The sequence below is a fragment of the Enterobacter cloacae complex sp. IR5441 genome, assembly GCF_049238215.1.
Lineage (GTDB): Bacteria > Pseudomonadota > Gammaproteobacteria > Enterobacterales > Enterobacteriaceae > Enterobacter > Enterobacter hormaechei_C.
Map to the genome: position 1 here is coordinate 48023 of NZ_JBMKIA010000022.1, position 25143 is coordinate 73165.

22 protein-coding genes and 2 pseudogenes are annotated in these 25143 nt (G+C 59.4%); 9 read left to right on the plus strand and 15 right to left on the minus strand.

Annotated elements, in window-relative coordinates:
• Positions 1 to 21 precede the first annotated feature (21 nt).
• Positions 22 to 207 carry a hypothetical protein gene (locus tag ACOTX5_RS19355; protein WP_015572568.1) on the plus strand — a complete coding sequence of 62 codons (186 nt, stop codon included), beginning with the start codon at positions 22 to 24 and terminating at the stop codon, positions 205 to 207.
• A gap of 38 nt (positions 208 to 245) precedes the next feature.
• Here ACOTX5_RS19355 and ACOTX5_RS19360 read toward each other — a convergent pair whose 3' ends face one another.
• Together ACOTX5_RS19360 and ACOTX5_RS19365 are read right to left on the minus strand one after the other, a co-directional pair.
• Positions 246 to 1367, minus strand: a complete 1122-nt coding sequence (locus ACOTX5_RS19360) for a cupin domain-containing protein (protein ID WP_045911307.1) — start codon at positions 1365 to 1367, stop codon at positions 246 to 248.
• A gap of 134 nt (positions 1368 to 1501) precedes the next feature.
• A pseudogene (locus ACOTX5_RS19365) lies at positions 1502 to 2107 on the minus strand (ATP-dependent Clp protease proteolytic subunit); the annotation flags it as partial.
• Between the two features lie 85 nt (positions 2108 to 2192).
• Between ACOTX5_RS19365 and ACOTX5_RS19370 the strand changes: the two are divergent.
• Together ACOTX5_RS19370 and ACOTX5_RS19375 are read left to right on the plus strand one after the other, a co-directional pair.
• Entirely contained in the window at positions 2193 to 2579 is a 387-nt protein-coding gene (locus tag ACOTX5_RS19370; RefSeq protein ID WP_017383871.1) for a VOC family protein, read from the plus strand.
• 179 nt (positions 2580 to 2758) lie between these two features.
• Complete coding sequence (locus ACOTX5_RS19375) at positions 2759 to 3376, plus strand: response regulator transcription factor (protein ID WP_017383872.1); 618 nt, start codon at positions 2759 to 2761, stop codon at positions 3374 to 3376.
• Positions 3377 to 3379: 3 nt separating this feature from the next.
• Here ACOTX5_RS19375 and ACOTX5_RS19380 read toward each other — a convergent pair whose 3' ends face one another.
• The 5 genes from ACOTX5_RS19380 to ACOTX5_RS19400 form a co-directional block, all read right to left on the minus strand.
• Complete coding sequence (locus ACOTX5_RS19380; RefSeq protein WP_045911308.1) at positions 3380 to 8965, minus strand: trifunctional serine/threonine-protein kinase/ATP-binding protein/sensor histidine kinase; 5586 nt, start codon at positions 8963 to 8965, stop codon at positions 3380 to 3382.
• Between the two features lie 9 nt (positions 8966 to 8974).
• The gene (locus ACOTX5_RS19385) at positions 8975 to 9355 is read right to left on the minus strand and encodes a response regulator transcription factor (protein ID WP_017383874.1); all 381 of its coding nucleotides are present in this window, start codon (positions 9353 to 9355) and stop codon (positions 8975 to 8977) included.
• Positions 9356 to 9378: 23 nt separating this feature from the next.
• Positions 9379 to 9639, minus strand: a complete 261-nt coding sequence (locus ACOTX5_RS19390) for a XapX domain-containing protein (RefSeq protein ID WP_003863056.1) — start codon at positions 9637 to 9639, stop codon at positions 9379 to 9381.
• The gene (locus tag ACOTX5_RS19395; RefSeq protein ID WP_017383875.1) at positions 9636 to 9857 is read right to left on the minus strand and encodes a DUF1427 family protein; all 222 of its coding nucleotides are present in this window, start codon (positions 9855 to 9857) and stop codon (positions 9636 to 9638) included. Before ACOTX5_RS19395 ends, ACOTX5_RS19390 begins: the two co-directional genes overlap by 4 nt.
• A 61-nt stretch (positions 9858 to 9918) precedes the next feature.
• The gene (locus ACOTX5_RS19400; RefSeq protein ID WP_003863053.1) at positions 9919 to 10605 is read right to left on the minus strand and encodes a hydrolase; all 687 of its coding nucleotides are present in this window, start codon (positions 10603 to 10605) and stop codon (positions 9919 to 9921) included.
• A gap of 220 nt (positions 10606 to 10825) precedes the next feature.
• Between ACOTX5_RS19400 and ACOTX5_RS19405 the strand changes: the two genes are divergently transcribed.
• The 4 genes from ACOTX5_RS19405 to ACOTX5_RS19420 are packed head-to-tail and all read left to right on the plus strand — an operon-like array spanning position 10826 to position 15572.
• Positions 10826 to 12697, plus strand: coding sequence for an amidohydrolase (locus ACOTX5_RS19405; protein ID WP_045911309.1), 1872 nt, complete (start codon positions 10826 to 10828; stop codon positions 12695 to 12697).
• Complete coding sequence (locus ACOTX5_RS19410; protein WP_017383877.1) at positions 12697 to 13104, plus strand: DoxX family protein; 408 nt, start codon at positions 12697 to 12699, stop codon at positions 13102 to 13104. The genes ACOTX5_RS19405 and ACOTX5_RS19410 overlap by 1 nt, the downstream gene beginning before the upstream one ends.
• The gene (locus ACOTX5_RS19415) at positions 13101 to 14720 is read left to right on the plus strand and encodes an MFS transporter (RefSeq protein WP_023303025.1); all 1620 of its coding nucleotides are present in this window, start codon (positions 13101 to 13103) and stop codon (positions 14718 to 14720) included. The genes ACOTX5_RS19410 and ACOTX5_RS19415 overlap by 4 nt, the downstream gene beginning before the upstream one ends.
• A gap of 30 nt (positions 14721 to 14750) precedes the next feature.
• Positions 14751 to 15572, plus strand: coding sequence for an alpha/beta fold hydrolase (locus ACOTX5_RS19420; RefSeq protein ID WP_015572558.1), 822 nt, complete (start codon positions 14751 to 14753; stop codon positions 15570 to 15572).
• A gap of 39 nt (positions 15573 to 15611) precedes the next feature.
• Here the strand turns inward: ACOTX5_RS19420 and ACOTX5_RS19425 are convergent, their stop codons facing one another.
• Complete coding sequence (locus ACOTX5_RS19425) at positions 15612 to 17006, minus strand: MFS transporter (RefSeq protein ID WP_045911310.1); 1395 nt, start codon at positions 17004 to 17006, stop codon at positions 15612 to 15614.
• 45 nt (positions 17007 to 17051) lie between these two features.
• Positions 17052 to 18140: a cellulase family glycosylhydrolase gene (locus ACOTX5_RS19430; protein ID WP_045911311.1), complete on the minus strand. Its 1089-nt coding sequence runs from the start codon at positions 18138 to 18140 to the stop codon at positions 17052 to 17054.
• Positions 18141 to 18325: 185 nt separating this feature from the next.
• Here ACOTX5_RS19430 and ACOTX5_RS19435 point away from each other — a divergent pair, with 185 nt between their 5' ends.
• Positions 18326 to 19336, plus strand: a complete 1011-nt coding sequence (locus ACOTX5_RS19435) for a LacI family DNA-binding transcriptional regulator (protein WP_234101247.1) — start codon at positions 18326 to 18328, stop codon at positions 19334 to 19336.
• Between the two features lie 194 nt (positions 19337 to 19530).
• Entirely contained in the window at positions 19531 to 20481 is a 951-nt protein-coding gene (gene trpS / locus ACOTX5_RS19440; RefSeq protein ID WP_063945163.1) for a tryptophan--tRNA ligase, read from the plus strand.
• Between the two features lie 161 nt (positions 20482 to 20642).
• Here trpS and ACOTX5_RS19445 read toward each other — a convergent pair whose 3' ends face one another.
• The 6 genes and pseudogenes from ACOTX5_RS19445 to ACOTX5_RS19470 form a co-directional block, all read right to left on the minus strand.
• Positions 20643 to 21338 (minus strand): hypothetical protein, encoded by a 696-nt coding sequence (locus ACOTX5_RS19445; RefSeq protein WP_004177607.1) that lies wholly within the window; start codon positions 21336 to 21338, stop codon positions 20643 to 20645.
• A 386-nt stretch (positions 21339 to 21724) separates the two neighbouring features.
• Complete coding sequence (locus ACOTX5_RS19450; RefSeq protein WP_063945162.1) at positions 21725 to 24058, minus strand: primase-helicase zinc-binding domain-containing protein; 2334 nt, start codon at positions 24056 to 24058, stop codon at positions 21725 to 21727.
• 13 nt (positions 24059 to 24071) lie between these two features.
• Entirely contained in the window at positions 24072 to 24392 is a 321-nt protein-coding gene (locus ACOTX5_RS19455; protein WP_063945161.1) for a DUF5375 domain-containing protein, read from the minus strand.
• Positions 24389 to 24616, minus strand: coding sequence for a hypothetical protein (locus ACOTX5_RS19460; RefSeq protein WP_063945160.1), 228 nt, complete (start codon positions 24614 to 24616; stop codon positions 24389 to 24391). Before ACOTX5_RS19460 ends, ACOTX5_RS19455 begins: the two co-directional genes overlap by 4 nt.
• Positions 24613 to 25029: pseudogene (locus tag ACOTX5_RS19465) on the minus strand (host cell division inhibitor Icd-like protein); the annotation flags it as partial. The gene ACOTX5_RS19460 and the pseudogene ACOTX5_RS19465, both read right to left, overlap by 4 nt.
• A gap of 12 nt (positions 25030 to 25041) precedes the next feature.
• Positions 25042 to 25143 (minus strand): hypothetical protein (locus ACOTX5_RS19470; protein ID WP_223230349.1); only part of this gene is annotated, 102 nt, incomplete at its 5' end.

A 25143-nucleotide genomic window follows, 5' to 3' on the forward strand; every position in this document is an offset into this window, starting at 1 on the left:
GCAACCAACGAGGAGGTATTTATGACGATTCGCAATAATCGGGCAGAAATTTCACTGGCTCTTGGTGAAGCGGTTTTAGACATCGTGCAAAAAGGCCATGAAGTATCGCGAGAAAATCTTGCCCGGGCGATGAAAATCAAAGCGGAGAAAGAGCGCGACGATGAGCGGCTTCTTAACTACTGGAAGGCCTGTAATATGCTGGTCTGAACCTGGCGGCGTTTAGCCTGACTAAACGCCGCCTGCTGTTACTCGTCGAAGAACCAGTAGCCCTGGTTAATCAAACCGGTCAGCTCTTCCACAAACGCCGGATTATTCAGCGCATCGCCCAGCTCAGCCTGGCCGAGCTCGGTGAAGCGGCACAGCGCATCCGCACCGTTCACATCCGCCGTTTCCAGCTGTTCGCTGTTGATAAAGACGCTGCCGTTGATGTTCAGCACGCGCAGCCCGCTCAGGCGGGAGAGCGTTTCGCCCCCTTGCAGCGCGTCGAGCACCTCTTCTACGGAATACGGCGGCTCGGCGGCGGCAATATCCAGCTCGTGACGCGGCGTGGAGACGAAGCTGCCAAACCATTTCGTAAAATCATCTGGCTTGCTAATCATGTCGATCATCATCTGGCGAATGCGATCGAGCTCGTACTGCTCCACGTGGCCAGGGTGTTCGCGGCAGGTCAGATCCGGATCGCTGTAATGTTCGCCGCCCAGATCGTTCTCCAGCGCGTAGTCGGCAAAGCTGCTGATCAGATCGCGACCGTTCGGCCCGCGGAAACCGACAGAGTAGTTGAGCGCGGTTTCATGGGTGAAGCCGTCATGCGGGAATCCAGGCGGAATGTAGAGGATATCGCCCGGGGCCAGATCTTCGTCGATGATCGGCTCAAACGGATCGACATGCAGCAGGGCCGGATGCGGACAGAACTGACGCATCGGCAGCTTGTCCCCCACGCGCCAGCGGCGGCTGCCCATCCCCTGGATAATAAACACATCGTACTGATCGATATGCGGCCCAACGCCGCCACCCGGGACGGAGAAGGAGATCATCAGGTCATCAAGACGCCAGTCCGGCAGGACGCGGAACGGACGCACCAGCTCTGCTGCGGGCATATGCCAGTGGTTCACCGCCTGCGCCAGCAGGGACCAGCCGGTTTCACCGAGGTTATCGAAATGCTCAAACGGGCCATTGCTCGCCTGCCACTTGCCGTTAGCATGGCTTACCAGGCGGCTATCAACTTCCGGCTCCATCGCCAGACCCGCCAGTTCATCAGGGGTAATGGGGTCGACAAAATTCGGGAAGGCATTTTTCAGCACAACGGGTTGTTTTTGCCAGTATTTTTCAAGAAATTCCGGCCAGTTCAGGTTCAGTTGATACGCCATGGGTAGCACCAGTGAGAGGGGAGACAGGCGCGATTATAGAAGAGACAGCGAGGGGGGAACTTGTCATGGGTCAATCGAGCGCGCGTAGGTCGGGTAAGGCGAAGCCGTCACCCGACGCACACGCGGGCTTAAACTTAATCCAGGTTCAGCTCGTCATAATGGGTGATCAGTTTACCCACGATGCCGTAGTCCAGCGCTTCCGCCGGTGACATCCAGAAGTTACGGTCGGTATCTTTCTTCACTTTCTCCAGCGGCTGGCCGGTGGCGTCAGCAATCAGCTTGTTCACGCGCTCCAGCATGCGGATGATCTCGCGCGCTTCGATTTCGATATCCGTTGCCTGACCGCGCACGCCGCCCAGCGGCTGGTGGATCATAAAGCGGGTATTCGGCAGAGCGTAGCGGTGCTCTTTTTTCGCCGCCAGGAAGATGGTGATCCCGGCGCTCGCCACCCAGCCGGTGCCGATCACATGCACTTCCGGACGGATAAACTTAATGAAGTCGTGGATGGTGTCGCCCGCTTCTACATGGCCGCCCTGACTGTTGATGTACAGCTTGATCGGATCGTTGCTGACGCTTTGCAGCAGGATCATCTGAGTGATGACCTTCTGGGCCAGCTCCTGGTTAATCTCTCCGGAGATGACAATCGAACGGGATTCCAGCAGTTTTTGCTGTAGAGCGCCCGCGCCGTTTGTTCCTTCCGCTTTTTCCTTGTCGCTTTCTTTCAGTGTGTAGTGCATTGTTGTTTCCTCAGCTTGTCGCGCTCAAAACCAGAGTGTAGCCTGTTTTACCGGTGAAAGTCCTCACAGACAAATAACGAGGGATCTTATGAATATTGCACATGTCGCACTCTGGACCCGCAGCCTGGACGCGCAGGTTCAGTTCTGGGAAACGGTGTTTGGCGGCCGCAGTAATGACCGCTACGTCAGCAAAAATCGTCCGGGGTTTAAATCTCACTTTATTACCCTGGATGACGGGCCGACCATCGAGCTGATGACGCTGCCGGGCCTGCCCAGTGCACCTTCGCACCCGGAATTTGTCGGCTGGGCGCATATCGCCATCAACGTCGGCAGCAAAGCGCAGGTGGACAGTATGGCAGCGCAGGCGCAGGCAAGCGGCTCCCTGCTCAGCGCCCCGCGTATGACCGGGGACGGTTTCTATGAAGCGGTGATTGCGGACCCGGACGGCAACCGTATTGAGCTTGTCGGTGCATAAAAACAGCGTTTCGTTCCTTCATCGCCTCCGCTCCAGCTCGCTATACTTCATATGGTTATCATATTGCTAAATGATAATGATATTTAATGTGTTAAGATGAAAGTCAGCATAAACAGTCTCTTACGTAGCCATAGTGACTGTTTACATCCTCGACATTTAAATCAACACCGGGGCGGTGAATGGAACACATTGTTTATGTGGTTGATGACGATGACACAGTCAGGCAGTCCGTTGTCAGGCTGCTGGAATCTGCGGATATACATGCCCTTGGCTTTTCCTCAGCAGAGGCCTTTCTCAGCCATCCCTTTGAGGATCTGCCCTCCTGCGTGATCCTCGATATGCAAATGCCCACGATAACCGGGTTTGATGTCGCAGATGCGCTGAAAGACAGCGGGCGGGAAATACCGATCATCTTTCTCACCGGCCACGGCACCATCCCTATGTCCGTCCGGGCGATCAAAGGCGGGGCCTACGAATTTCTCACTAAGCCCGTTGAATCCAGCGCGCTCATCGGCTCCATCGAATCCGCGCTCAGGCTGGCACAGCACAACGCCGCCCGCGTCAAAGAGCACTACGCCCTGAAACAGCGCCATCTGTCCCTCACGCCGCGCGAGCATGAGGTGCTTGAGCTGGCCGTCAGCGGCAAGCTCAACAAGCAGATCGCCGCCGAGCTGGGCGTCAGTGAGATTACGGTGAAAGTGCACCGCCGCCGAGTGATGGAGAAAATGCAGGTCCGCTCCGTGGCTGAACTGGTCAGGGCCGTCGAGCGCCTGACCAAACATCAGCCAGCGGAATAACCGTTACATCTCCTGTCCGGCAAGCGGCAACGCGAAGGTAAACACCGTGCCGTACGGCTCTCTGCGGCGCGCGCTCAGTTTCCCCCGGTGCCGTTCAATGATGCTGGCGCTGATGGTCAGCCCCATCCCCATTCCCTGCGCTTTGGTCGAATAGAACGAGTCAAAGATCCGCTCGGTGAGCTCTGGCTCAATGCCGCTGCCGGTATCGGCGATCTCAAAGATCACCTTCCCCTCAGCGCAGTTCGCGGTGGCGATCGTGATGCTGCACGGGCGATCCGTCACTTCCGCCATCGCTTCCATCGCATTCATCACCAGGTTAAGCAGCACCTGCTGGATCTGCACGCTGTCGCCGATGATAAAGCTGTCGTCAGCGTTCAGAAGATAATCAACGCTTATGTGTCGCAGCTCAAGTTCGCTGCGGGAAAGCATAATGATGTGGTGGATCAGGAAGTGCAGATCGATTCGCGTAAACGTGGGGTCCTGTTTGCGCGTCAGAGACTGAATGCTGCGGATGATCTCCCCTGCCCGCTCGCCCTCGGCGGCGATCTCCTCCAGCCCCTCGCGCACTTTTTCCAGCCGCGCCGGATCGCGGTTGAGCCAGCGCAGGCTCGCGCCGGCGTTCGAGACAATCGACATCAGCGGCTGGTTGATCTCGTGCGCGATCGAGGAGGTCAGTTGCCCGACGGTAGTGGCTCGTGAGACCCGCGCCAGATCCGCCTGCGCCACCCGCATCGCATCCTCCGCCGCCCGCTGGCTGGTGATGTCGGTAATGATGCCGTAATACTCATTCACCTCGCTGCCCACCCCCACCGGATCGCCAATCCCGAGGAGGTAACGAACGGAGCCGTCGGTGCGGATGATGCGAAACTCCACGCGCATCGACAGCCCGTCACGCACGCTCTGATTAACGAGGGTGCTGATCCGGCCATAATCATCCTCATGCACGAAGGTCAAAAACTCCGCCATTGAGATCATCTTTTGCTGCTCCGGCAGGCCAAGGATACGGGCGTACTCTTCGGACATAAACATCAGATCCTGCACCAGCTCCCAGCGCCAGCTGCCGGTATGGCTGATCTGCTCGCCCAGCATCAGCGAGGTCTGGCTGGCGCGCAGCTCTTTCTCCACCCGTCGGCGCTGGATGTTTTCCGCCAGCAGCTCGGCGTAGAGCCGCGCCGTCTCCAGCGAAACCGCCGCCTGCGCGCCCAGCAGGCTGACCACGCGCGAATGTTCGGCGGTAAACACCTCCGGCATCAGGCGGTTTTCCAGATACAGAATCCCCACCAGCCGCGCCTGTTTGAACATCGGCACGCACATCACGGCGGCGCCGGACGTCACCAGATACGGATCCTGGCTGAACGGGTGGAACTCCTCCGGTTTGCCGGTGCGGATCTCCTGCCCGGTGCGGATCACCGCGGCCAGCACCGACAGCGGCATGTCCGTCGCCATCGGTGACGCTTTCAGGATACGCACCCGCACGCCGTCGGTACTGGTCCAGGCGCTGGCTTCAATTTCCGGGATGTGATTATCGCTGACGCGCAGCAGCAGGCCACGCTGCGCCCCGGCCCGTTCAAGCAGCAGCGTCATCAGGTTTTCGATTAAACGTTCAAGGTTGATCTCTTCGGATAAGGCGCGTGAGGCTTTGATGACGCTCTGTAAATCGCGGATCACCTCGTTCTGGGCAAACGCCGCCGTGTCATACGCGCGGCTCTGCCCGGAGGCCAGCAGATGGGGGAAATCCTGCTCCAGCTGGCGCACCTTGGCCTGCGCCCCGACGCGCCCCCAGGCGGCAATCGCGCCGCGGAAATGGGCGTCGGAGGCGGTCGGGTAGCCGCAGGCCAGCGAGAAACGCCCGGCCAGCTCGTGCGCCAGGGCATTGATCGGGTTAAACCCGCCCTCCCGCGAGAGTCGCACCGCTTTTTCATACTGCTCCAGCGCGATGCTGTTCATGCCGTCCAGACGGACGATTTCGGCATAAATCAGCGCCTCTTTATCGGCAAATGTGCCCGGATTGATCCGCGCCCAGAGGGCAATTTTGTCGTAATGGTGATGAATACTGCGGCGATAATCCGCCGAAAAGGTTTCCGGCGTGAGCTGGCGGGAGAGCGCCAGCGCGCTGTAAAAATGGTAATCCAGCAGATGAATATGACCCGGCGCGGACCACGCATACCAGCCCGCCATTTCTAAATCCGCCTGTGCGTCGGCGTATTCGCCGCAGGAAAAGTGCGCCATCCCGCGATAGAGCCAGTACCAGAAGAGCATGGTCGAGGTCTGCTCGGGCGCCTGCTCCGGCGGCGCGGGCAGCAGATCGTCAGGCAGCGCCTGGGCGGCGCTCCATGGGCCCGTCACCGGCGTGCGTAAAAACTCCACGTAGCGGCGCTGAATGTGCAGAACGGTTTCAATGTCCTGGTAATCCGTTTTGCGCACAAAGGCCAGACCGCGATCGATGCTGGTCAGCACGCCATCCAGATGGTCGCCCCGGGAGAGGAAGTTAATGATCTGATGACAGGCCGCGAAGCAGGCCATCGTCATGTCGCCGTGGGTCACCGCTGAGGTAAAGCAGGCCTTGGCGCACTCGATAGTGTACGACAGCGGCTGGGTCCAGACGCTGAGCTGGTCGAGCGGCAGCAGGGTTTTGGCTTCATAGGCATCATAGCCGTGGCGGTTCACCAGCTCACGAGCCAGCGTGCCGTACTCAAACCCGAGACGGTATTCGGCGTAGCGGTGGCCAATCAGCACGCCAAACCAGGCCATCGCCGTGGTGGAGGCGCCGGTGATCCCGTGATCGAGCGTGAGGTGCATCATCCGGCACAGGAGTAAAAAGTGCAGGCGCGGGCAGGTAAAGCTGGCGAAAATACTGGCGCTGTAAAGCAGGTTCATCACCGCTTCGGTCTCTGCGTTCTCCATCAGCTTAAGCTGAGAAAACGGGTTCTGCGGCGCGTCGGCGGTGCGTTGACAGAACTGCTGCCAGGCCTCGTCACATTCGGCATTTTCCGGGTAGCGGCTGATCTGGATCCCGAACACGCCCAGCCAGCATAACGACGCCTCCAGCGCCAGGCGGATCTCCGACTGGCGCATATAAACTTCCGCCAGCAGGTTGGCGGCCAGCGCTTTCTCCGTCAGCCCGCCCGGTGAACCGAGGATCGCATCGCACAGCGCACGCGTGCGCTCCAGGTGTCCGAGCGCAAACTCACAGCCCGCCTCTTCGATATCCAGCATAAAGTCCGAGACCGGGCCCGCATTCCCCAGCGCTCTGGCGGTCTGGATATAGCTTAAGGCGGAAAGGTAATCGCCGGTACGCTTCGCACGCCGCGCGGCCTGAAGGCTCAGCTCCCGGAATCGCTGCCGCTGGGGTGCAGGCTGGATGCAGTTCAGCGCGGCGCTGACGTGGTGAACCGCGCGGAACAGCAGTTCGTTGCCCGCCGTCTGCCGCGCGGCATCCGCCAGCAGGCTGGCGGTGGTCAGGTGCAGATGGCTTTTCTCGCCCTCATCCAGCAGGGCAAAGGCGGCTTCCTGCACCCGATCGTGGGTAAAAGCGTACTCTTTCTCCGTCAGCACAATCAGCTGAGCGGTCACCGCCGGATGAAGCGCGTAGCGGATTTCCGCCGCCGACCGCCCCACCACGCGGCACAGCATCTCCAGCTCGCCCGTGCAGCCGAGGCAGGCGATGCTGCCCAGCAGGCGGCGCGTCTCGTCGGGCATCTCCTTGAGCTGTTCAAGCACCAGCGTCACCACGTTCTCGGTGTAGTGCCGGGCGCGGATGGCCTGGAGATCGTAATGCCATTTCCCCTGATATTTGTTGTGCACCACCAGTCCGTCATCGACGATGCGGCGGAAAAATTCCTGCACGAACAGCGGGTTGCCGCCGGTTTTTTCATGGATCAGCGTGGCAAGATCGGCGGTACCGGTACTGCGGGTATGAAAAATCCCCCCGAGCCAGCGCGCCACGGCCTTCACCGACAGCGGCTGCGGCACGATCGTCGTGGCGTGTTGCGCCGCCTCCGGCAGGTTCGCCAGCGCGGTCTGCAAGGTGGGCTCAGAAAGCGAACTGAGATCGCGGTGCGCCACCACCACCAGCAGCGGGATGGCGCCGCAGGCGCGCAGCAGGTGATCGAGCGTTTGCAGGCTGGCGGCGTCGATCCACTGCACATTATCCAGCAGCAGCACCAGCGGCGCGCCCTGGGTGGCGAAGGTTTTCACCAGCGCCAGCACCATATGGCTGAAGCGCGCCCGCGCGTCGATGGAAAAGGTATCCGCAGAGAAACGCGGTTTGTTCTCAAGGAGTAAATTCAGCTCCGGCACCAGGCTAACGGCCAGCTCCTCGAAGCCTTCCAGCGCCCGCGACAGGCGGATTTTCCACGTCGCTACCTCCCCGGCTGGCAGCCCGAGCAGATGCAGCGTGAGCGTCCGAAACGCCGAACTCAGCACGCCGTAGGGCAGCGTGGGAGAATATTGATCGACCTTGCCCACCGCCAGCAGCACCTTGCGCTGTTGCAGCGATTTCAGCGTGGTGGCGATCACGGAAGATTTGCCGATCCCCGAAGGCCCCCCAATAGTCACCAGTTCCGGCGCACCGCTCTGGCTGACCCGCTCAAACGCGGCGATGACGTCGCTGGCCTGCGGATGCGCAGAGAAAAGCGAATCGGCAAGATGGATCGCCGGAGAGCGATCCTGCTGGCCGGGAATAAAGTCGACGATCTCACCTTCGGCGGTCAGCGTCGCCTGGCAGCGCCTGAGGTCGGCAATCAGCCCGTCGACGGTCTGATAGCGATTCTCCGGATTCTTCTCCAGCAGCTTAAGGATAATGGTCGACAGCATGCCGGGTACGTCCGGGCGCACCCGCCCCGGCGCAAGCGGCTCAGAGGCAATGTGGTAATGCGCCCAGTTGGTCTGGTCATCAGCGCTCAGTTCAAACGGCAATCGCCCGGTCAGAAGTTCATAAAGCACGATACCCAGACTGTAGAGATCGCTCCGGCTGTCGACGGCGCGCCGGGTACGCGTGGTGTGTTCCGGTGACATGTAGGCGGGCGTGCCGCCAGACGCGGCAAGCCGGGACTGGGAGAACGCGTCGGAGGTGCCGCAGGAAAGACCGAAGCTGCAAAGACGGCAGGTGGCGTCGTGATGAACGAAGAACGCCCCGGGTTTGATATCGCCGTGGATCAGGTTGTGCAGATGCATCTGGCGCAGGGGACCGCAGATGCGGATCGCCATTTCGATAAAGCGGGCGATCCCGGAAATCGCCTTACCTGCCCGGCACGCCAGCAGTTCAAAGCAGAACGGCGCGTAGACCAGCGCAAAACGTCCGCGGTACTGGGTTGAAGCGACGGGCCGGATAGCCCAGCCGTCATGAAGCCGGTCGCGCAGGGCAAACTCGTTTTTCAGCAGCCGCGTTGCCCGCTCCTCTTCTTCATCGCTGACCGCGGTGGCAATAATAAACGAACCGCCGGACTGGGGATGTCGCCCGTTCATCCAGGAGATGCCGCCCTCCTGCGCCAGCACGGTAAAAATGACATCCTCTTTCAGAACAAAAGCCCGCCCTTCATGGAGACTTCCCCGGGCGGGCCAAAATGCAGGCGACGTATGTTCGTTCATCCGCGATCCTTATTGTCGGCGGGCCAGCTCCCGCTGAATATGATCCAGCAGAATATCGATGTTAATCGGCTTACGCAAAAATGCAGCGGCGCCCAGACTGAGTGCATACCGCTGCATATTTTCATCAGCATGACCGGAGATAAACAGTATTGGCGGTGGCGGCGTGGCCAGCAACCGCAGCTTCTCAAACAGCTCGATGCCGTTCATGCCGCGTAGCTTGATGTCGGTGATCACCAGCGACGCGCCGGACAGGGCGAGAGGGTGGCTCAAAAACACCTCTGCCGAATCGAAGGTATCGGTAGCATACCCTTCCGATTGCAGCAGGTTACTGAGCCCGCTGCGAACAGAGCGTTCGTCATCAATGATGGCAATGCGCCACGGCAGCGTCATGCTGTCTTTCCTCAAACAAATCGTTACGCGTCGCGGCTTTCCTTCGCGGGCGCTGGGGGCGCGGTACCGCTGATCTTCGGTACGCATTCATGACGAAACCAGGCCAGGGTCAACGGTTCGCGGCTCACCAGACGCCGTCCGATGGGGATTAGCTGTTCACCCACCAGCATGCCGAACAGGCCAAGCAGCGCGACGACCGGCGGCGCCGGGGAATGCACGTCGAGCAGGGCGTAAAGTACCCCAGCCGCGACCCCGCACACCAGCGAAATAATCCAGGCCTTCATGATGACGCTCCGGACAGGTGCTGAACGTGGGGAACCGTCACCTGCACGCCCGCGGGATTGTCGCGGGATAAAAGATGACGCATCGCCTGTTCCCCCGCCAGCATCCCCAGCAGGCCAATCAGCGCCAGCGCGGGCGGCGCGGGGGAACGCACCTTCAGCACGGCATACATCAGACCAATCAACACGCCTGCCGCGAGGGATATCAACCCTGTACTCATTGTGAACTCCAGAGAAAAAGGCAGCGGCGAGCCGGATGAGGGACCAGCCCGCCAGCGGGACTTAGCGTGCCGGAACCGGCGCTAAGGTGCGGTGCTCGCTCTTCTGACGAGACGGCGCTTTGTGCACCATGGTGTAGGCGTAATCCACACCCATTCCGTAGGCGCCGGAGTGCTCGCGCACGATATCCATCACCGCGGTGTAGGTCTCTTTGCGCGCCCAGTCACGCTGCCACTCCAGCATCACCTGCTGCCAGGTCACCGGGATCACGCCCGCCTGGATCATGCGCTGCATCGCGAAGTCGTGGGCTTCTTTGGAGGTGCCGCCGGAGGCGTCTGCCACCATATAAATTTCGTAGTCGCCTTCCAGCATCGCGCACAGGGCAAAGCTGTTATTGCACACTTCGGTCCACAGGCCAGCGACAACCACCTTCTTCTTGCCGTTGGCCTTCAGCGCGTCGCGCACCTTCTGGTCGTCCCAGGAGTTCATGGAGGTACGCTCCAGAATGTCCTGGCCCGGGAACACGTCCAGCAGCTCCGGATAGGTATTGCCGGAGAAGCTTTCGGTCTCAACGGTGGTGATGATGGTTGGGATGTTGAACACCTTAGCCGCTTTCGCCAGCGCCACGGTGTTGTTTTTCAGCACCTGGCGGTCGATAGACTGCACGCCGAACGCCATCTGTGGCTGGTGATCGATGAAGATGATCTGACAGTTGGCAGGGGTTAAGACTTCGAGCTTAGAAGTGGTCATAAGATTATCCAGTGAGGTTAAAGGTTAAAATCGCCGCGAACAGCACGCCGATAAAATCGCGTTCATCCTATGACCCACAGCGCTGTGGTGTAATTATCTCTTCGTATAGTTAACCTTAGGTATAGTTATACTTTGGTATACCTATCCTATTGTATAACTGGATCTTTGCCGAAACCGGTTCCCATAATCCTGACCATTCCCCTCTTAGTCTGGAGCTATTATGGTTACCCTCGGTAAAGCCGATCTCATTCTGGTTAACGGCCAGTTTCATACCGTCGATCGCGAGAATCCTGTCGCGGAAGCCGTTGCCGTGCGCGACGGAAAATTTCTGGAAGTGGGTACCGTCGCCGAGGTGATGCAACACCACTGCGACGGCACTAAGGTGGTCGACTTAAAAGGCCACACCGCCATCCCCGGCCTGAACGACTCGCACCTGCATCTGATCCGCGGCGGGCTGAACTACAACCTCGAGCTGCGCTGGGAAGGCGTGCCGTCCCTGGCCGACGCCCTGCGGATGCTAAAAGAGCAGGCCCTGCGCACGCCGTCGCCCCAGTGGGTGCGCGTGGTGGGCGGCTGGAGCGAGTTCCAGTTCGCCGAGCGCCGCATGCCGACCCTGGACGAAATTAACGACGCCGCGCCTGACACCCCGGTGTTTATCCTCCACCTGTACGACCGCGCCCTGCTCAACCGCGCCGCGCTGAAGGTGGTCGGCTACACCAAAGACACGCCAAACCCGCCGGGCGGGGAGATCCAGCGCGACGCCAACGGCAACCCGACCGGAATGCTTATTGCCCGTCCGAACGCCATGATTTTGTACGCCACGCTGGCGAAAGGGCCGAAGCTGCCGCTGGAGCAGCAGATTAACTCCACGCGCCAGTTCATGCGCGAGCTGAACCGTCTGGGGCTGACCAGCGCCATCGACGCGGGCGGCGGCTTCCAGAACTACCCGGAAGATTACGAGGTGATTGCCGAGCTGCACGAGAAAAAGCAGATGACCATCCGCATCGCCTACAACCTGTTTACCCAGCGTCCGGGCCACGAGCTGGAAGACTTTGAAAAATGGACCGACATGCTGACGCCGGGCCAGGGCAGCGATTTCTTCCGCCACAACGGCGCGGGCGAGATGCTGGTCTTCTCCGCCGCCGATTTTGAAGACTTCCTCGAGCCGCGCCCGGATCTCGCACCGGGCATGGAGGACGAGCTGGAGCGCGTAGTGCGCCATCTGGTGGAGCACCGCTGGCCGTTCCGCCTGCACGCCACTTACAACGAATCCATCAGCCGCATGCTGGACGTGTTCGAGAAGGTGAACCGTGACATTCCGTTCAACGGGCTGCACTGGTTCTTCGACCACGCCGAAACCGTGTCGCAGGCCAACATTGACCGCATCAAAGCACTCGGCGGCGGTATTGCCGTGCAGCACCGCATGGCCTTCCAGGGGGAATACTTCGCCGAGCGTTACGGCATCGAAGCCACCCGCCACACACCGCCGGTGGCAAAAATGCTTGAGACCGGCGTGCCGGTAGGATTAGGTACCGACGCCACCCGCGTGGCGAGCTATAACCCATGGACCGCGCTCTACTGGCTGGTCTCCGGCCGCACCGTTGGCGGGATGCAGATGTACGATCACAGCGCCCGTCTGGATCGCGATACCGCCCTGATGCTCTGGACCCAGGGCAGCGCGTGGTTCTCCAGCGAGCAGAACCAGAAGGGGCAGATCAAAGCGGGCCAGCTCGCGGATCTGGCGGTGCTCAGCAAAGATTACTTCCGCGTGCCGGAGGAGGAGATCAAGGGCATTGAGTCCGTCCTCACCGTGGTGAACGGCGATATCGTCTATGCCGCAGGCGCTTTTGGCCCACTCGCGCCGCCCGCCATTCCGGTCCTGCCCGAGTGGTCCCCGGTGGTGAAGGTGCCGGGCCACTACCGCAGCGCGCCGCCGCAGGCCGCACGCGTGGGTATGCGTGTGGCTCACCACTGTAGCGGCCCGTGCGGGGTTCACAACCACCAGCATGACTTTGCCCGCACGTCAGAGATGCCGGTATCCGACGATAACGCTTTCTGGGGTGCGCTGGGTTGCAGCTGCTTTGCATTCTGATGAAACAAAATGACGCTTCGCCCCGGATCGATCCGGGGCTGTTCTTTCTGCGCCTGACCGGCAGTCTGCTGCTGCTTTACGTGCACGGCCTGCCGAAGGTGCTGCACTTCAGCGAAGAGCTGACGCGCATCGAAGATCCGTTTGGTTTTGGGCCGTATGCCAGTCTGATCCCGGCGATCGTCGCCGAGGTGATCTGCCCGCTGTTTATCATTGCGGGGGTTTACACCCGCCTGGCGTGCCTGCCGATTATCGCCGTGCTGCTGGTGGCGATGCTGGCGGTCCACCCGAACTGGTCGATTGCCGAGGGGCAGTTTGGCTGGCTGCTGCTGATTATCTTCACCACCCTCGCCCTTACCGGGCCGGGCCAGTGGCGAGTGCAGCGTAAAACAACGGAGAGGTTCGCATGACCCAGGTAAACGACGTTCGCGACGCACACGTCGAGACGACGCCCGCCCCCGCGGTTTCACCCTGGCAGCCGCTGAGCCAGCCGGTGTTCCGCATGCTGTGGATCGCCACGGTGGTCTCTAACGTCGGCTCATGGATGAGCGACGTCGGTATCAACTGGAGCATGCTGACGCTCAGCGCCGATCCGCTGGATATCGCGCTGGTGCAGGCGGCGAGCAGCCTGCCGATGTTCCTTTTCGCCCTGCCGTCCGGGGTGATGGCGGACATCGTTGATCGACGTAAATACCTGCTCTTCTCCCAGCTGTGGGTGTTCATTGCCGCCGCCGGGCTGACGCTGCTCTCTTTTACCGGACACGTCACCCCCACCGTTCTGCTGGCGGCGACGTTTCTGCTGAGCGTGGGTGCGGCCATGAGTTCGCCGCCGTTTCAGGCGATTGTCCCTGACCTGGTGAGCAAGCCCGAGCTGGGTTCCGCCGTGGCGCTTAACTCGCTCGGGGTCAATATCAGCCGGGCAATTGGCCCTGCGCTGGGCGGTTTTCTGCTGTCGCTTGCCGGGCCGTGGATGGTGTTTGCCCTGAACGCGCTGTCCGTGATGGGCGTGGCGTGGGTGCTGTGGCGCTGGCGTCCGGCACCGTCCGTGCAGCGTTTGCCACCGGAGCACTTCTTCTCTGCGGTGCGCTCCGGGATTCGCTACGTGCACGCCGCGCCGGTGCTGCGCAACGTGCTGGTGCGCACCGTGGCCTTTTTTGTTTTCGGCAGCGCGGGCTGGGCATTGCTGCCGCTGGTGGCGCGCCGCGAGCTGGGCTTAGGCCCGGCGGGCTACGGCGTGATGCTGGCGTGTATCGGCCTTGGCGCCATTGCCGGGGCCATCCTGCTGCCGCGTCTGCGCCAGCGGCTGAACGCCGATCGGCTGATGGTGGCCGCCAGCCTGACGTTTGCGATCACCATGCTGGCGCTGGCATTTGTACGTCACTTTTGGCTGCTAAACTTGTTTGAGTTCTTTACCGGCTTCGCGTGGATTGCGGTGCTCTCCACCCTCAACCTTGGCGCGCAGCGCAGCGCCGCACGCTGGGTAAAAGCCCGGGCGCTGGCGGTGTATCTGACGGTCTTTTTCGGTTCGATGACCGCAGGCAGCGCCGTCTGGGGCCAGATCGCCTCGCAGTTCGGCACTCCGGCTTCGCTGGTTGTCGCCACGCTGGGGATGGTGCTGGCGAGCATGACGGTGTTCCGCTGGAAGCTGGAGAAAGATCCGGATTTAAATCTCGACCTGAGCGGGCAGCCGCTGGACGGGGTGGAGATTGAACTCCCGAACGAGCGTGGCCCGGTGCTGGTCTCGCATGAGTACATCATCGACCCGCAGAACGCGAAAGCGTTTTTGCAGGCCGTGCACGAGCTACGCCGGGTGCGCCGCCGCGCCGGGGCGATGAGCTGGGCGGTGTACGAAGATATTGAACGTCCGGGTCTGTTTATCGAGACCTTCCTGATGGGTTCCTGGATCGAGCATCTGCGCCAGCAGGAGCGCCACACCATGAATGACCTCCTGTTGCAGAGCCGCGTTCTGGCTTTTCATCAGGGCACAACATCACCGGCAATTCGTTATCTGGTCGCGCCGGTCTGAACATAACAATCACCTGTAGAGGAACACACTATGGCAACGTTTAAGGCAAAAGATGGTACGCAGATTTATTACAAAGACTGCGGCGCGGGCAAACCGGTTCTTTTCAGCCACGGCTGGCCGCTGGACGGGGACATGTGGGACAGCCAGCTGAACTTCCTGGCCGAGCGCGGCTACCGCACCATCGCCTTTGACCGTCGCGGGTTTGGACGTTCAGATCAGCCGTGGAACGGCTATGACTACGATACCTTTGCATCCGACATTAACGACCTGATCACCACGCTGGATCTGCGCGACGTGACGCTGGTGGGCTTCTCCATGGGCGGCGGCGACGTGACGCGCTACATCAACAACTACGGCAGCGAACGCGTGGCCGGTCTTGCCCTGCTGGGCGCGGTAACGCCCATTTTCGGCAAATCCGAAAGCTACCCGGAAGGGGTCGATCAGAGCGTGTTCAGCGGGATTCGCGACGGACTGCGTAAAGATCGCGCTCAGTTCATCAGCGATTTCGCCACCCCATTCTACGGCACCAACGCCGGGCAGACCGTTTCTGCCGGTGCACTGACGCAGACGCTGAACATCGCCCTGCTGGCGTCCCTGAAGGGCACCATCGACTGCGTAACCGCCTTCGCCGAAACCGACTTCCGCCCGGATATGGCGAAAATCGACGTGCCGACGCTGGTGATCCACGGCAGCAACGACCAGATCGTGCCGTTTGAAACGACCGGCAAGCTGGCGGCAGAGATGATCAAAAACGCCACGCTGAAAGTGTACGACAACGCGCCGCACGGCTTCGCGCTGACCCACCAGGACCAGCTCAACGAAGATCTGCTGGCGTTTGTGAAGTCGCTGTAAGTCATTACGCGAAGCCTGATGGCGCTTCGCTTATCAGGCCTACAAGGGCTGGTCCTGTAGGCCGGGTAAGGCGCAGCCGCCACCCGGCGCTTTCGCAGACGCATTCCGCTCCGCCAGCAGCCGACAAATCTCCGCATGCTTCTCTTCGGTAAAGGTAAAGCGCGACATAAACCCCATTCGGATCAGCGAGCCTATCGCCGGTAACAAACAAATCCCGAAGAACAGCCCCGCCAGCACTCTGTCGCTCTGTGACTGTGCCTGCGGCACATAGTCGATCATCGTCAGAAACACGCCGATTAATCCGCCACCCACCGCCACCGACATCTTGCCGGTAAAGGTCTGCCCGGAGAAGGTGATCGCCGCGCAGCGCTTGTGGGTGTGATACTCCGCGTACTCGATGGTGTCGGCGATCATCGACGAGGTGAGGATATTGGTCATCATCACGAACAGCGTGCTCAGGCCGAGCAGGATAAACAGCAACGCCGTGTGCTGATAGCCCGTGAACCACATCACCACGCGCACCGCCACGTCCAGCCCGCAAAGGATCATAAACAGCTTCCGCTTCTGCATCCGGCGGGTCAGCAGCGGGGCGACCAGGCACAGCACCGCCGCCACTATTCCCATCACGCCAATTGCCATTTGCAGGCTGCCGTCGCCCATATTGTTGATAAAGAAGTAGATATAGAGACCGCCCGCCACGTTATGGAACACGCAGAAAAAGAACGACAGCAGGACGATAAACAGCGGCTTGTTCTGGCGCAGGTTGTGGAAGGTGTCGCGCATCGTCACCTTTTCCGGGCTCGGCGGCACGCGCTCTTTGATCTGCATAAAGCCGTTGAGCATCAGTGGCAGGCCCACCAGCATCATCACCAGCGCCGCCATAAAGTAGCCTTTATCGTTGCTGTACTGGGCAAAGAACGCCGCCAGCTTCGGGAAGAAGATGCTGGCGCAGGCGATTCCGGCGTTTACCCCGAGCATCGCCGCCGTTACCGCGCGGGTGCGCTGTCCGGAGTCGTTGGTCATCACCGACGACATCGACCAGAACGGGATATCGGAGATGGCGTACAGCGTCCCCCACAGGATATACGTCACCCCGGCGTAGAGGATTTTGGTGGTCATGTCCGCTTCGATTTTATAGAACGCCAGCAGGGTGACGCCGGTGATCAGCAGCGGCGCAATCAGTAAAAAGTGGCGAAACTTGCCGAACCGGCTGTTAATGGTGTCCATAATGCTGGCAAACAGCGGATCGTGAACCGCATCCCACGCGCGGGCAATCAGGAAGATGGTACTTGCCGCCAGCGCCGAGATCCCCAGCACGTCGGTGTAAAAATAGTTAATAAACGAACCCACTAAACCAAAGCTAAAACACTGACCTAAACCATAGCCAAAGTAAGACCACAACTCGCGAGACGGTATTTTCATTGTCATTGCCATAGTGCGTACCTGGTTGCCCGGCGACAGCGCGCCGGGTCATTATTATTAGCCCTGCGGATTCGGGGCGATTTTGCGCAGCTTCTTCATCAGCGCGATTTCAGCGCGTGAGAACGGGATACCGTTCTCCTCAAACACGTCGTGGAACCACAGGCGGCAGTAGTCCGTGGACTCCTTCATCACTACCGGCCACGGCAGCCAGGTCTGGGTTTTACCGCGCACCAGCCCCCACTGATACGGCGCGACCTTCGCCATGTACATCAGCGGGAGCTGCTCTTCGATGGTGCCGCCCACGTGACGCGCCAGCCATTCGGTGCAGAAGATTGGGCGGCCCAGCGCCTGAAGCTGCTGGATAATCGCCGTCATGCGCCCGGTATTGGTATAGGCGTGGTAGCTCACCACATCTGACAGCGCCAGCGCGGTCTGGTCCAGCGGGTGCTGGTAAAACGTCTCGCCCTCTTCTTCCGCCGGCAGACGCCACGCGCAGATGGTGAGCGGCTGGGTCGGGTCTTCCTCACGCACCCAGCGGAACGCCTGCTTCATCAACTCGTGCGCGCAGGTTTCCAGCTTCTCGTCGTACAACACCTCCTCCGTGCCGGTCGAGAAAATGCCGCGGTTGCCCGGCTCGTTATACAGATCCCAGAGCAATACGCGCTTATCCTCGCGGAACTGGCGCACAACGTCGCGGATATAGCGCTCAATCTGTGGCCAGCAGTCGCGATCGCACACCTTATCGCGTCCCGGGCTCGCTGCCGCCTGGCTGTTGTGCTTGCCCGGTACGGGCGGCTTTTGCGGGCCGAGGTACGGCTCGTCGCCGGAGAACCCGCAGTCGTCCATCAGGGTCAGCATGGTGCTGAACCCGTGACCGTCGGCAATCGTCAAAAAGCGGTCGATGCGCGCCATCAGCCAGTCGCGGTCGTGCTCCCAGACGATAAACGGCAGGTTGATGCGCAGGGTGTTATAGCCCGCCTCCGCCGCCCAGCCCAGCTCGCGCTCGATGGTGGCGGCATCGAAGGTCTCTTCCTGCCAGATGTCGGTCCAGTTCACTGCCGTCGACGGCAGATAGTTAAACCCGCACAGCCAGCCTTTTTGCTGATACCACGCCTGTGCCTGCTCCCTGCTCCACTGCTCTTTCATTACGCATCCTCTTGCTGATAATATTTAGCTAATAAATATTAGTTGCAGAATAAATGCGCAAATCGTGGCGCTCAGAAAAGCGACGCCTCTCACAAAGTTCACGCTTCGATGGATGAGAAACGTGATCGACGGCGCTAAAGCGTGCGGTTAGGGTATGATGCGAAATCGCGAAAGGGAGAGGACGGATGAAGCGAAAAACAAAAGTGACGATGAACGATATTGCGCGGGCGGCAGGGGTGTCGCAGGCGACGGTATCGCTGGTGCTTAACCAGTCCCGCAACATCAAGCTCAGCGACGATACCCGCCAGCGGGTGATTAATGTGGCTACCGAGCTCGGCTACGACCGCCTCCCCGCCGTTCACGCCCCGCGCAACCAGGAAGAGATCGCCCTGCTGGTCAGCTCCATGCAGAGCTTCGACCCGTTTATCGACGCCATCAGCCAGGCGCGGGAAGCGGCGTGGCGCAACGAGACCCTGCTCACCGTCTACGACTACGGCGACGACGTGGAGCTGGCCCTGAACATCATCCGCCAGCTGGACAAGCGCAACTGCATCGGGATTATCCTTGCCTCTCCGGTCACGAACGTCGTCGATATGACGGCACTCCAGGACTGCACCCGCATCCCGCTGGTGCTGCTCAACCAGCGCGACCCCGGCTCGCCGCTGCTGCCGTCGTTTATTCCGGACGACTACGCCAACGCGTTCCAGGTTACCAGACACCTCATCGCCTGCGGCGCCACGCGCATCGCCCACATCACCGGCGAGAGCTGGATGGAGGCCTCGCGCCAGCGTCTGGCGGGCTACCAGGCGGCATTACAGCAGGCCGGACTGGCGTGCGACGACGGTCTGGTGCGCCAGACCAACTGGCAGTTCAGCGAGTCCTTTACCGCGACAGCTTCGCTGCTGGAACTGGCCGAGCGCCCGGACGCCATCTTCTGCGCCAGCGAACGGCTGGCGATCGGCTGCTACCAGGCGCTGGCGGTGAACGGCGTGCGCATTCCGCAGGATATGCTGCTGGCGGGCTACGACGACCAGAAGATTTCCGAGCAGCTCACCCCGCCGCTGACCAGCATCCAGTTGCCTTACAGCGAGCTGGGACGGCTGGCGGTGGAGTACCTGTGCAATCAGGAAGATGCCGCCACGCACGTGACGCTGGCGGGCAGGCTGAAGGTGCGCGCCTCAAGCCTCGGCGCCTGAGCCGCTTTACCCCTGCGTTTTTGCATGATAGGTTGATTCGATGAACACACGCTCCGCCGTACTCACCATTAAACGCTGGTGGCTGCCTTCTTAAAGGCGGCCCGGAGTTGTTTTCCCCATTTTCAGAGAGCCGCCGAAAGGCGGCTTTCACACATCCAGGACCCCTTTCGGCAATTGCACATTAAGGAGTCTTTATGAACGCACCAACCATCCTCACCGGCGATCGCCCAACCGGCCCGCTTCACCTCGGTCATTTCGTCGGATCGCTGCGCCAGCGCGTGGCGCTTCAGCAGACGCACAACCAGTTTGTGCTGATTGCTGACCTTCAGGGGCTAACCGACAACGGCAGCAACCCGCAAAAAATTCGCGACAACATCCCCGAAGTGCTGGCCGACTACCTCGCCGCGGGCATCGACCCGAACCAGACCACGATTTGCCTGCAATCCGCCCTGCCCGCCCTTGCAGAGCTGACGATGCTGTATATGAACATCGTCACCGTCGCCCGCGTGGAGCGTAACCCGACGGTGAAAAACGAGATTGTGCAGAAAGGCTTTGCCCGCTCGCTGCCGGTCGGGTTTATGGCCTACCCCATCAGCCAGGCGGCGGACATCACCGCGTTTAAGGCCGAGTGCGTGCCCGTCGGCGACGACCAGTTGCCGATGATTGAGCAGACCAACGAGATTGTGCACAAGATGAATAGCCTGCTGCCCGCCCCGGTGCTGCGCCACTGCAAGGCTATGCTGAGCGACACCAGCCGCCTGCCCGGAATCGACGGCGGTGCCAAGATGTCGAAATCGCTGGGGAACACGCTGCACCTTTCGGCCAGCGAAGAGACGATTCACCGTGCGGTGAGCGCCATGTACACCGATCCGAACCACCTGAAGGTGAGCGACCCGGGGCAGATTGAGGGGAACGTGGTGTTTACGTACCTCGACGCGTTTCATCCGGACAAGGAGAAAGTGGCGGCGATGAAGGCGTACTATCAGGCGGGCGGGCTGGGCGACCGGGCGTGCAAGAACGAGCTGGAGGCGTGCCTGCAGGAACTGATTGCGCCGATGCGGGAGCGGAGGGCGATGTATATGCAGGATAAGGGGGAACTGATGGCGATGCGAAGGCCGGACTCAAAACACAATATAAACAATTGATACAAAAGAATTTAATATTGCTAACTCAAAAATATGCCCCTTTTTGTGCCCCCAGCCGTTTTGTTGCCATTGTATGGATAACGAGTTGAAGCATATACCTTTTATGGATAGTTATTCTTACCGGTTAGGTTCCGTCATGCGGATCCTTACCAGAACAAAACTTAACAACCCATTAATTTGACAGCCGCCCTGATATAACTCTCTTCAGGTTTAAATCGTGACATGTGTCGCACGCAGATAACCGGAATATTTCTACTGTTAAGATTGGCCATAAATGCGAAAGTAGTGTGGTAGCCTTTCGGCTGAGAAAATTTGAGAGTAGTTGCATCGCCAAAGTGCTTTAGCAACAAACTCGCGGCTGAGAGTGACTGGAGACTGTTGCTATATGCAACGATCAAATCTGGTTCGCTCAAATGGGCTGTTACATGCTCAAAAAATGCCATTGAGTTTGCTTCGATTTCATTCATTGTCATCTCGTGACGAGCTGCTTCTTTTTTCAGGGTTGCAGCATTCTGAGAACACATCATTAATGCGTTGGTATAAATAACATCTTCCCAGCTATAACCGAGGCAAGAAGGTATTTGCTGGAGTCTTTTAGCAAGATGAGTGATCCCCCATTTTCCTTGTATCCCTTCTTGAATACCTGAAATAAAAGGATGTTCATAATCTTGCAGAATAGACTGGCGGTTAGTCATGCATGAATCAGCTAACGAGCCATTAAAGCCCATCATAATCAGCCTTTTTCTCGATGGCGTTGCAGCCAAGAGGTCAAAAGCGCAGTCATAAGGTCGACCAGGCAAATCAGCCAAGTCAAAGCGGGAGAGTCCTTCTAGAATGAAATCTCTGGTCTTGTCCACTGCTTAAATCTTCTCATGAAGTTGCATAGCAACATCATACGCAAAAAAAGTTTTTTTGCATTTAACTGTTCACACTGTTCACCTCCTTGTTTTTCTTTTTAATATCATAGTGATAGATGGTGAACGGTTGGTGAAGAGTGAACAGTCAACTCTTCACCTCAGCGCGTTTCTGGCCAGTTTCCGGCGACCATCACCGCAATACGATGGTGATGAGGGGGGTAAAAAGTTTTTTTGGGTTTAACTGTTCACACTGTTCACCTTTGGTTTTTTATTAATACTTTCATAGTGATACAGGGTGAATATACGGTGAAGGGTGAACAGTGGATTGTTCACCCTTGAGGGAGGGGCAGATACAAAAAGACCGGCGGTTGCCGGTCTGAGACAGGTTAAGTCGCGGTGGGTTCGTCGCACTTCGGCAGCCAGTCGCCGTAGCTTTCTTCTTTCAGCGACAGGTTGGTCTGCATACCTTGCTTTGTGTGCCGCTTCTCATAATTCATCCCGTACTCTTTCAGCATCATGGGCAGCCCCAGCCCGAACATTTTCAGGCTGAGCACATTCCTGTAGCCGTTGGCCTCCATATAGGCCAGATACGCGTGATAGAGATATTTACGGTAATTACGCGGGATGATACTGGCATTCCCCATAAACATCCCGTTGGTCTGCGGCAGCGCCTCCAGATAGCCGCAAAAATCAAACGTCGGGTCAGCATCGCGCTTGATGCTCAGTGCCTCGTCGGAATTCTGCTGCGACTGGAGCAGTGCTCGCGCCGTCATCGGGTCGCTGAACCGCTGCATAAGCTGGCGCACAATAACTGCCAGCTCGCGCGCAATTTTATCCCTGAGCTGCGGGTCGCGTTCTTCCGGGGCAATCTGCTCCGGGAAATGAATAATCACCCGTCGACGGGAGACGCCTCCGCTGCGGTCGGTGAAGCGCATCGGATTATTGTTCACGGCCAGAATGACCGCCGGAATATGCGTTGAATAAGGGTTCTGGTATTTCGGGTCAACCGAGACCGCATCGCCGCCGGTGATGGCCTTAAGTCCTGCCCCGTCACCGCTCCATTTTTCCTGGTCAGGCAGACGTATCAGCGAGAAGCCAATCAGGGAGGCACGCTTGCGCGGGTCTTCCAGCGTGTCGATATCGGCCGACGTGGCGTTATCCTCTCCGGCAAGCAGGGTCGCAATTTCGGCCAGAATACTTTTCCCGCTCCCGCCGGGACCGGTGACTTCGAGAAAGAGCTGCCAGTCGTAGCGGTTCGCCAGCACCATAAACAGCGCGGCCAGAATTACATCGCGTTTTTCTGGTCTGCTACCGGCAGCACGGTCGAGCCAGCGCCAGAAATTCGGGGCATGGGTCTCCAGCATTTCACCTTCCACCGGCGGGGTAAAATCCACGTCGCACAGCGTGCGCAGCCAGTGCGATTTGTGGTGCGGGCTGAATATGCCGCTTTGGGTATCGAGTACCCCGTTGCGAAAGCCAATCAGACGGCGTGCCGGTGCGGCCTGCTGAGGAATAATCAGCTTCAGCGTCTCCACCACTGAGGTGATTCTCCCCGACGAGAACGGGGCGCGCAGGCGCTGGAAAAGCCCGGCTACGTCGCGTTCGAAACTGGACGGCTGAACGACTTTCCATATCCCTGCTTCATAACGGGACAGGAGCTGGCCGTTCGCATCCACCGCCAGCGCTTCTCCGTAATGCTCATGCACCCGCAGAGCCTTGTCGCTGGCGCTCATGGCGGTAAATTCCGCCTCGCTCATGGTATCGAACGGACTTTGTACCGGTGGCCGGATGGCATCATAAATCGCTTTTCGGGTGACCTCCCCGCCGTGCTGCATAAACGCATCATTCCAGTCACCGAACACCGGAGGCAGGGCAACAACGCCCTCACAGGCTCCTGCGGCCGCAGCGGCTTTGTTCTGGCCGTCACCGTTAAGGTCACGGTCGGCGGCGAGGACAATCTGACAGGCCGGGTGTTTCTGACGGACAAGGCTCGCCAGAGAAAGGAGGTTCACGGACGACAGCGCCACCATGACGGTTTCACCGGTCAGGTGATGCACGGTGAGCGCGGTCGCATAGCCCTCCGCTATCCACAGACGTTTTCCGACCTGTTTTTTCCCTTCGATGGTATGGCACGCTCCTTTTACCGCCCCGCCTTTCAGGGTGCGTTTGAGACCGCCAGAACTGATAAGCTGAAGGTTAACCAGTGCGCCGGTATCGTCATACAGCGGGACAACCACATCACCGGCGCGGAACGTCACGCCGCCGGTTTTTTGCATGACCGACAGTACCGGACATTCCCGGTCGGGGAAGCCCTTGCGGGTCAGATAGGCGTTGCCGCTGGCCGTGCGGGTTTTCCCCATGAGCCTGACGGCCAGTGCGGCCGCCGCCTTGCGTTCAGCCTCCGTTTCAGCCTCTGCGGCCGCAATCATTTCCGGGGCAACCGGCGGCAGGTTGCCGGTCACGGCGTTCACCTTCCCGGCAGCCTCTGATGCGTTCACGCCGAACACTTTCTCGACCAGCTTAAGCCCGTCACCCGCACCGCACTGGTTGCAGAACCATGTGCCTCGCCCCTCTTTATCGTCAAAGCGGAAACGGTCAGAGCCACCGCACACTGGGCAGGACTGATGGCGGTTTTTAATCACCTTCACGCCCAGTGCAGGGAGAATGTTCGGCCAGTGGCCGCACGCCTGTTTTACGGTTTCCGTTACGTTCATTTTCATCTTTTTTTCTCCCTCAGTGCACAACAGGCGATTGAATGTGACGGGCGCAGAGTTCATCCATCACTGCGAGCCCGAGAAAGGACAGTGAGGGCGCGGCCTTGAGTGGTCCGGCTTCCATTAAATCCTCCAGCAGTGCACAGGCAATCAGACGGCCTTTTTCCTCGCCGTGCTGGCGCAGGTAGAAGCCCTCCAGCTCGTCGGCAATCGCACTTTCCAGCGCGTCGAGGGTGAGGTTTGGGTAGCGGCGCTGACGCTTGCATACCGTCAGCCATGCACAGGCCACGGCGCGACGATACAGCGCGGCGCGTAATACGGGCGGTAATGGCTTTTTCATACGTTGCCCTCCCCGGTCAGCCAGCGCTGATTGCAGCGCTCTACCACGCCGTCGAGCTGGGCGGTCATAAGGTAAATCACGGAGGTGAGTTGCGACTGCTGCGCAGCGTCACGACGAACGGTGGCGCAGTCCTGTACCTGCATCAGCTCATTGACGAGCTGGCCGACGTTGCGCATGTGCTCAAGGCATTCGAGGTCACGGGCGGTAATGGTGGTGTGTCTCATGCGGGCACCTCCGCAACCGGCAGACGGCCAGCAAACGAGAGGACGTAATCGCGAACGAGGGAAAGGCGTGCGGCGTGTTCATCACCGGCAACTGTGCGGAGCATACAGATACGGGGTTTACGGTCTGCGCGAGGAACGGCGGCAAACACAAAGACAAACTGTGGGTGTGACGGGGTGAGGGTCGTAGCCATAAGAGCAACCTCCTTGAAGTAGCGGTTATTGCCACCACCGGAGCTGCAAATCTCATGGGTGGTAGCCCGGACGGGGTTTGCAGTACCGGCCTTCAAGGAAACCGGCCAGCCCGAAGGCTGCCCCGCCCGGACCACCATTATCTGACAGGAGCCACGGTGTAAGCACCACAGCCCGAAAAATAGGTGTGCCTGAGCAACGACATAAAAAAACACGCTCGGCGCTGAGAGATCCCCTCATAATTTCCCCAAAGCGTAACCATGTGTGAATAAATTTTGAGCTAGTAGGGTTGCAGCCACGAGTAAGTCTTCCCTTGTTATTGTGTAGCCAGAATGCCG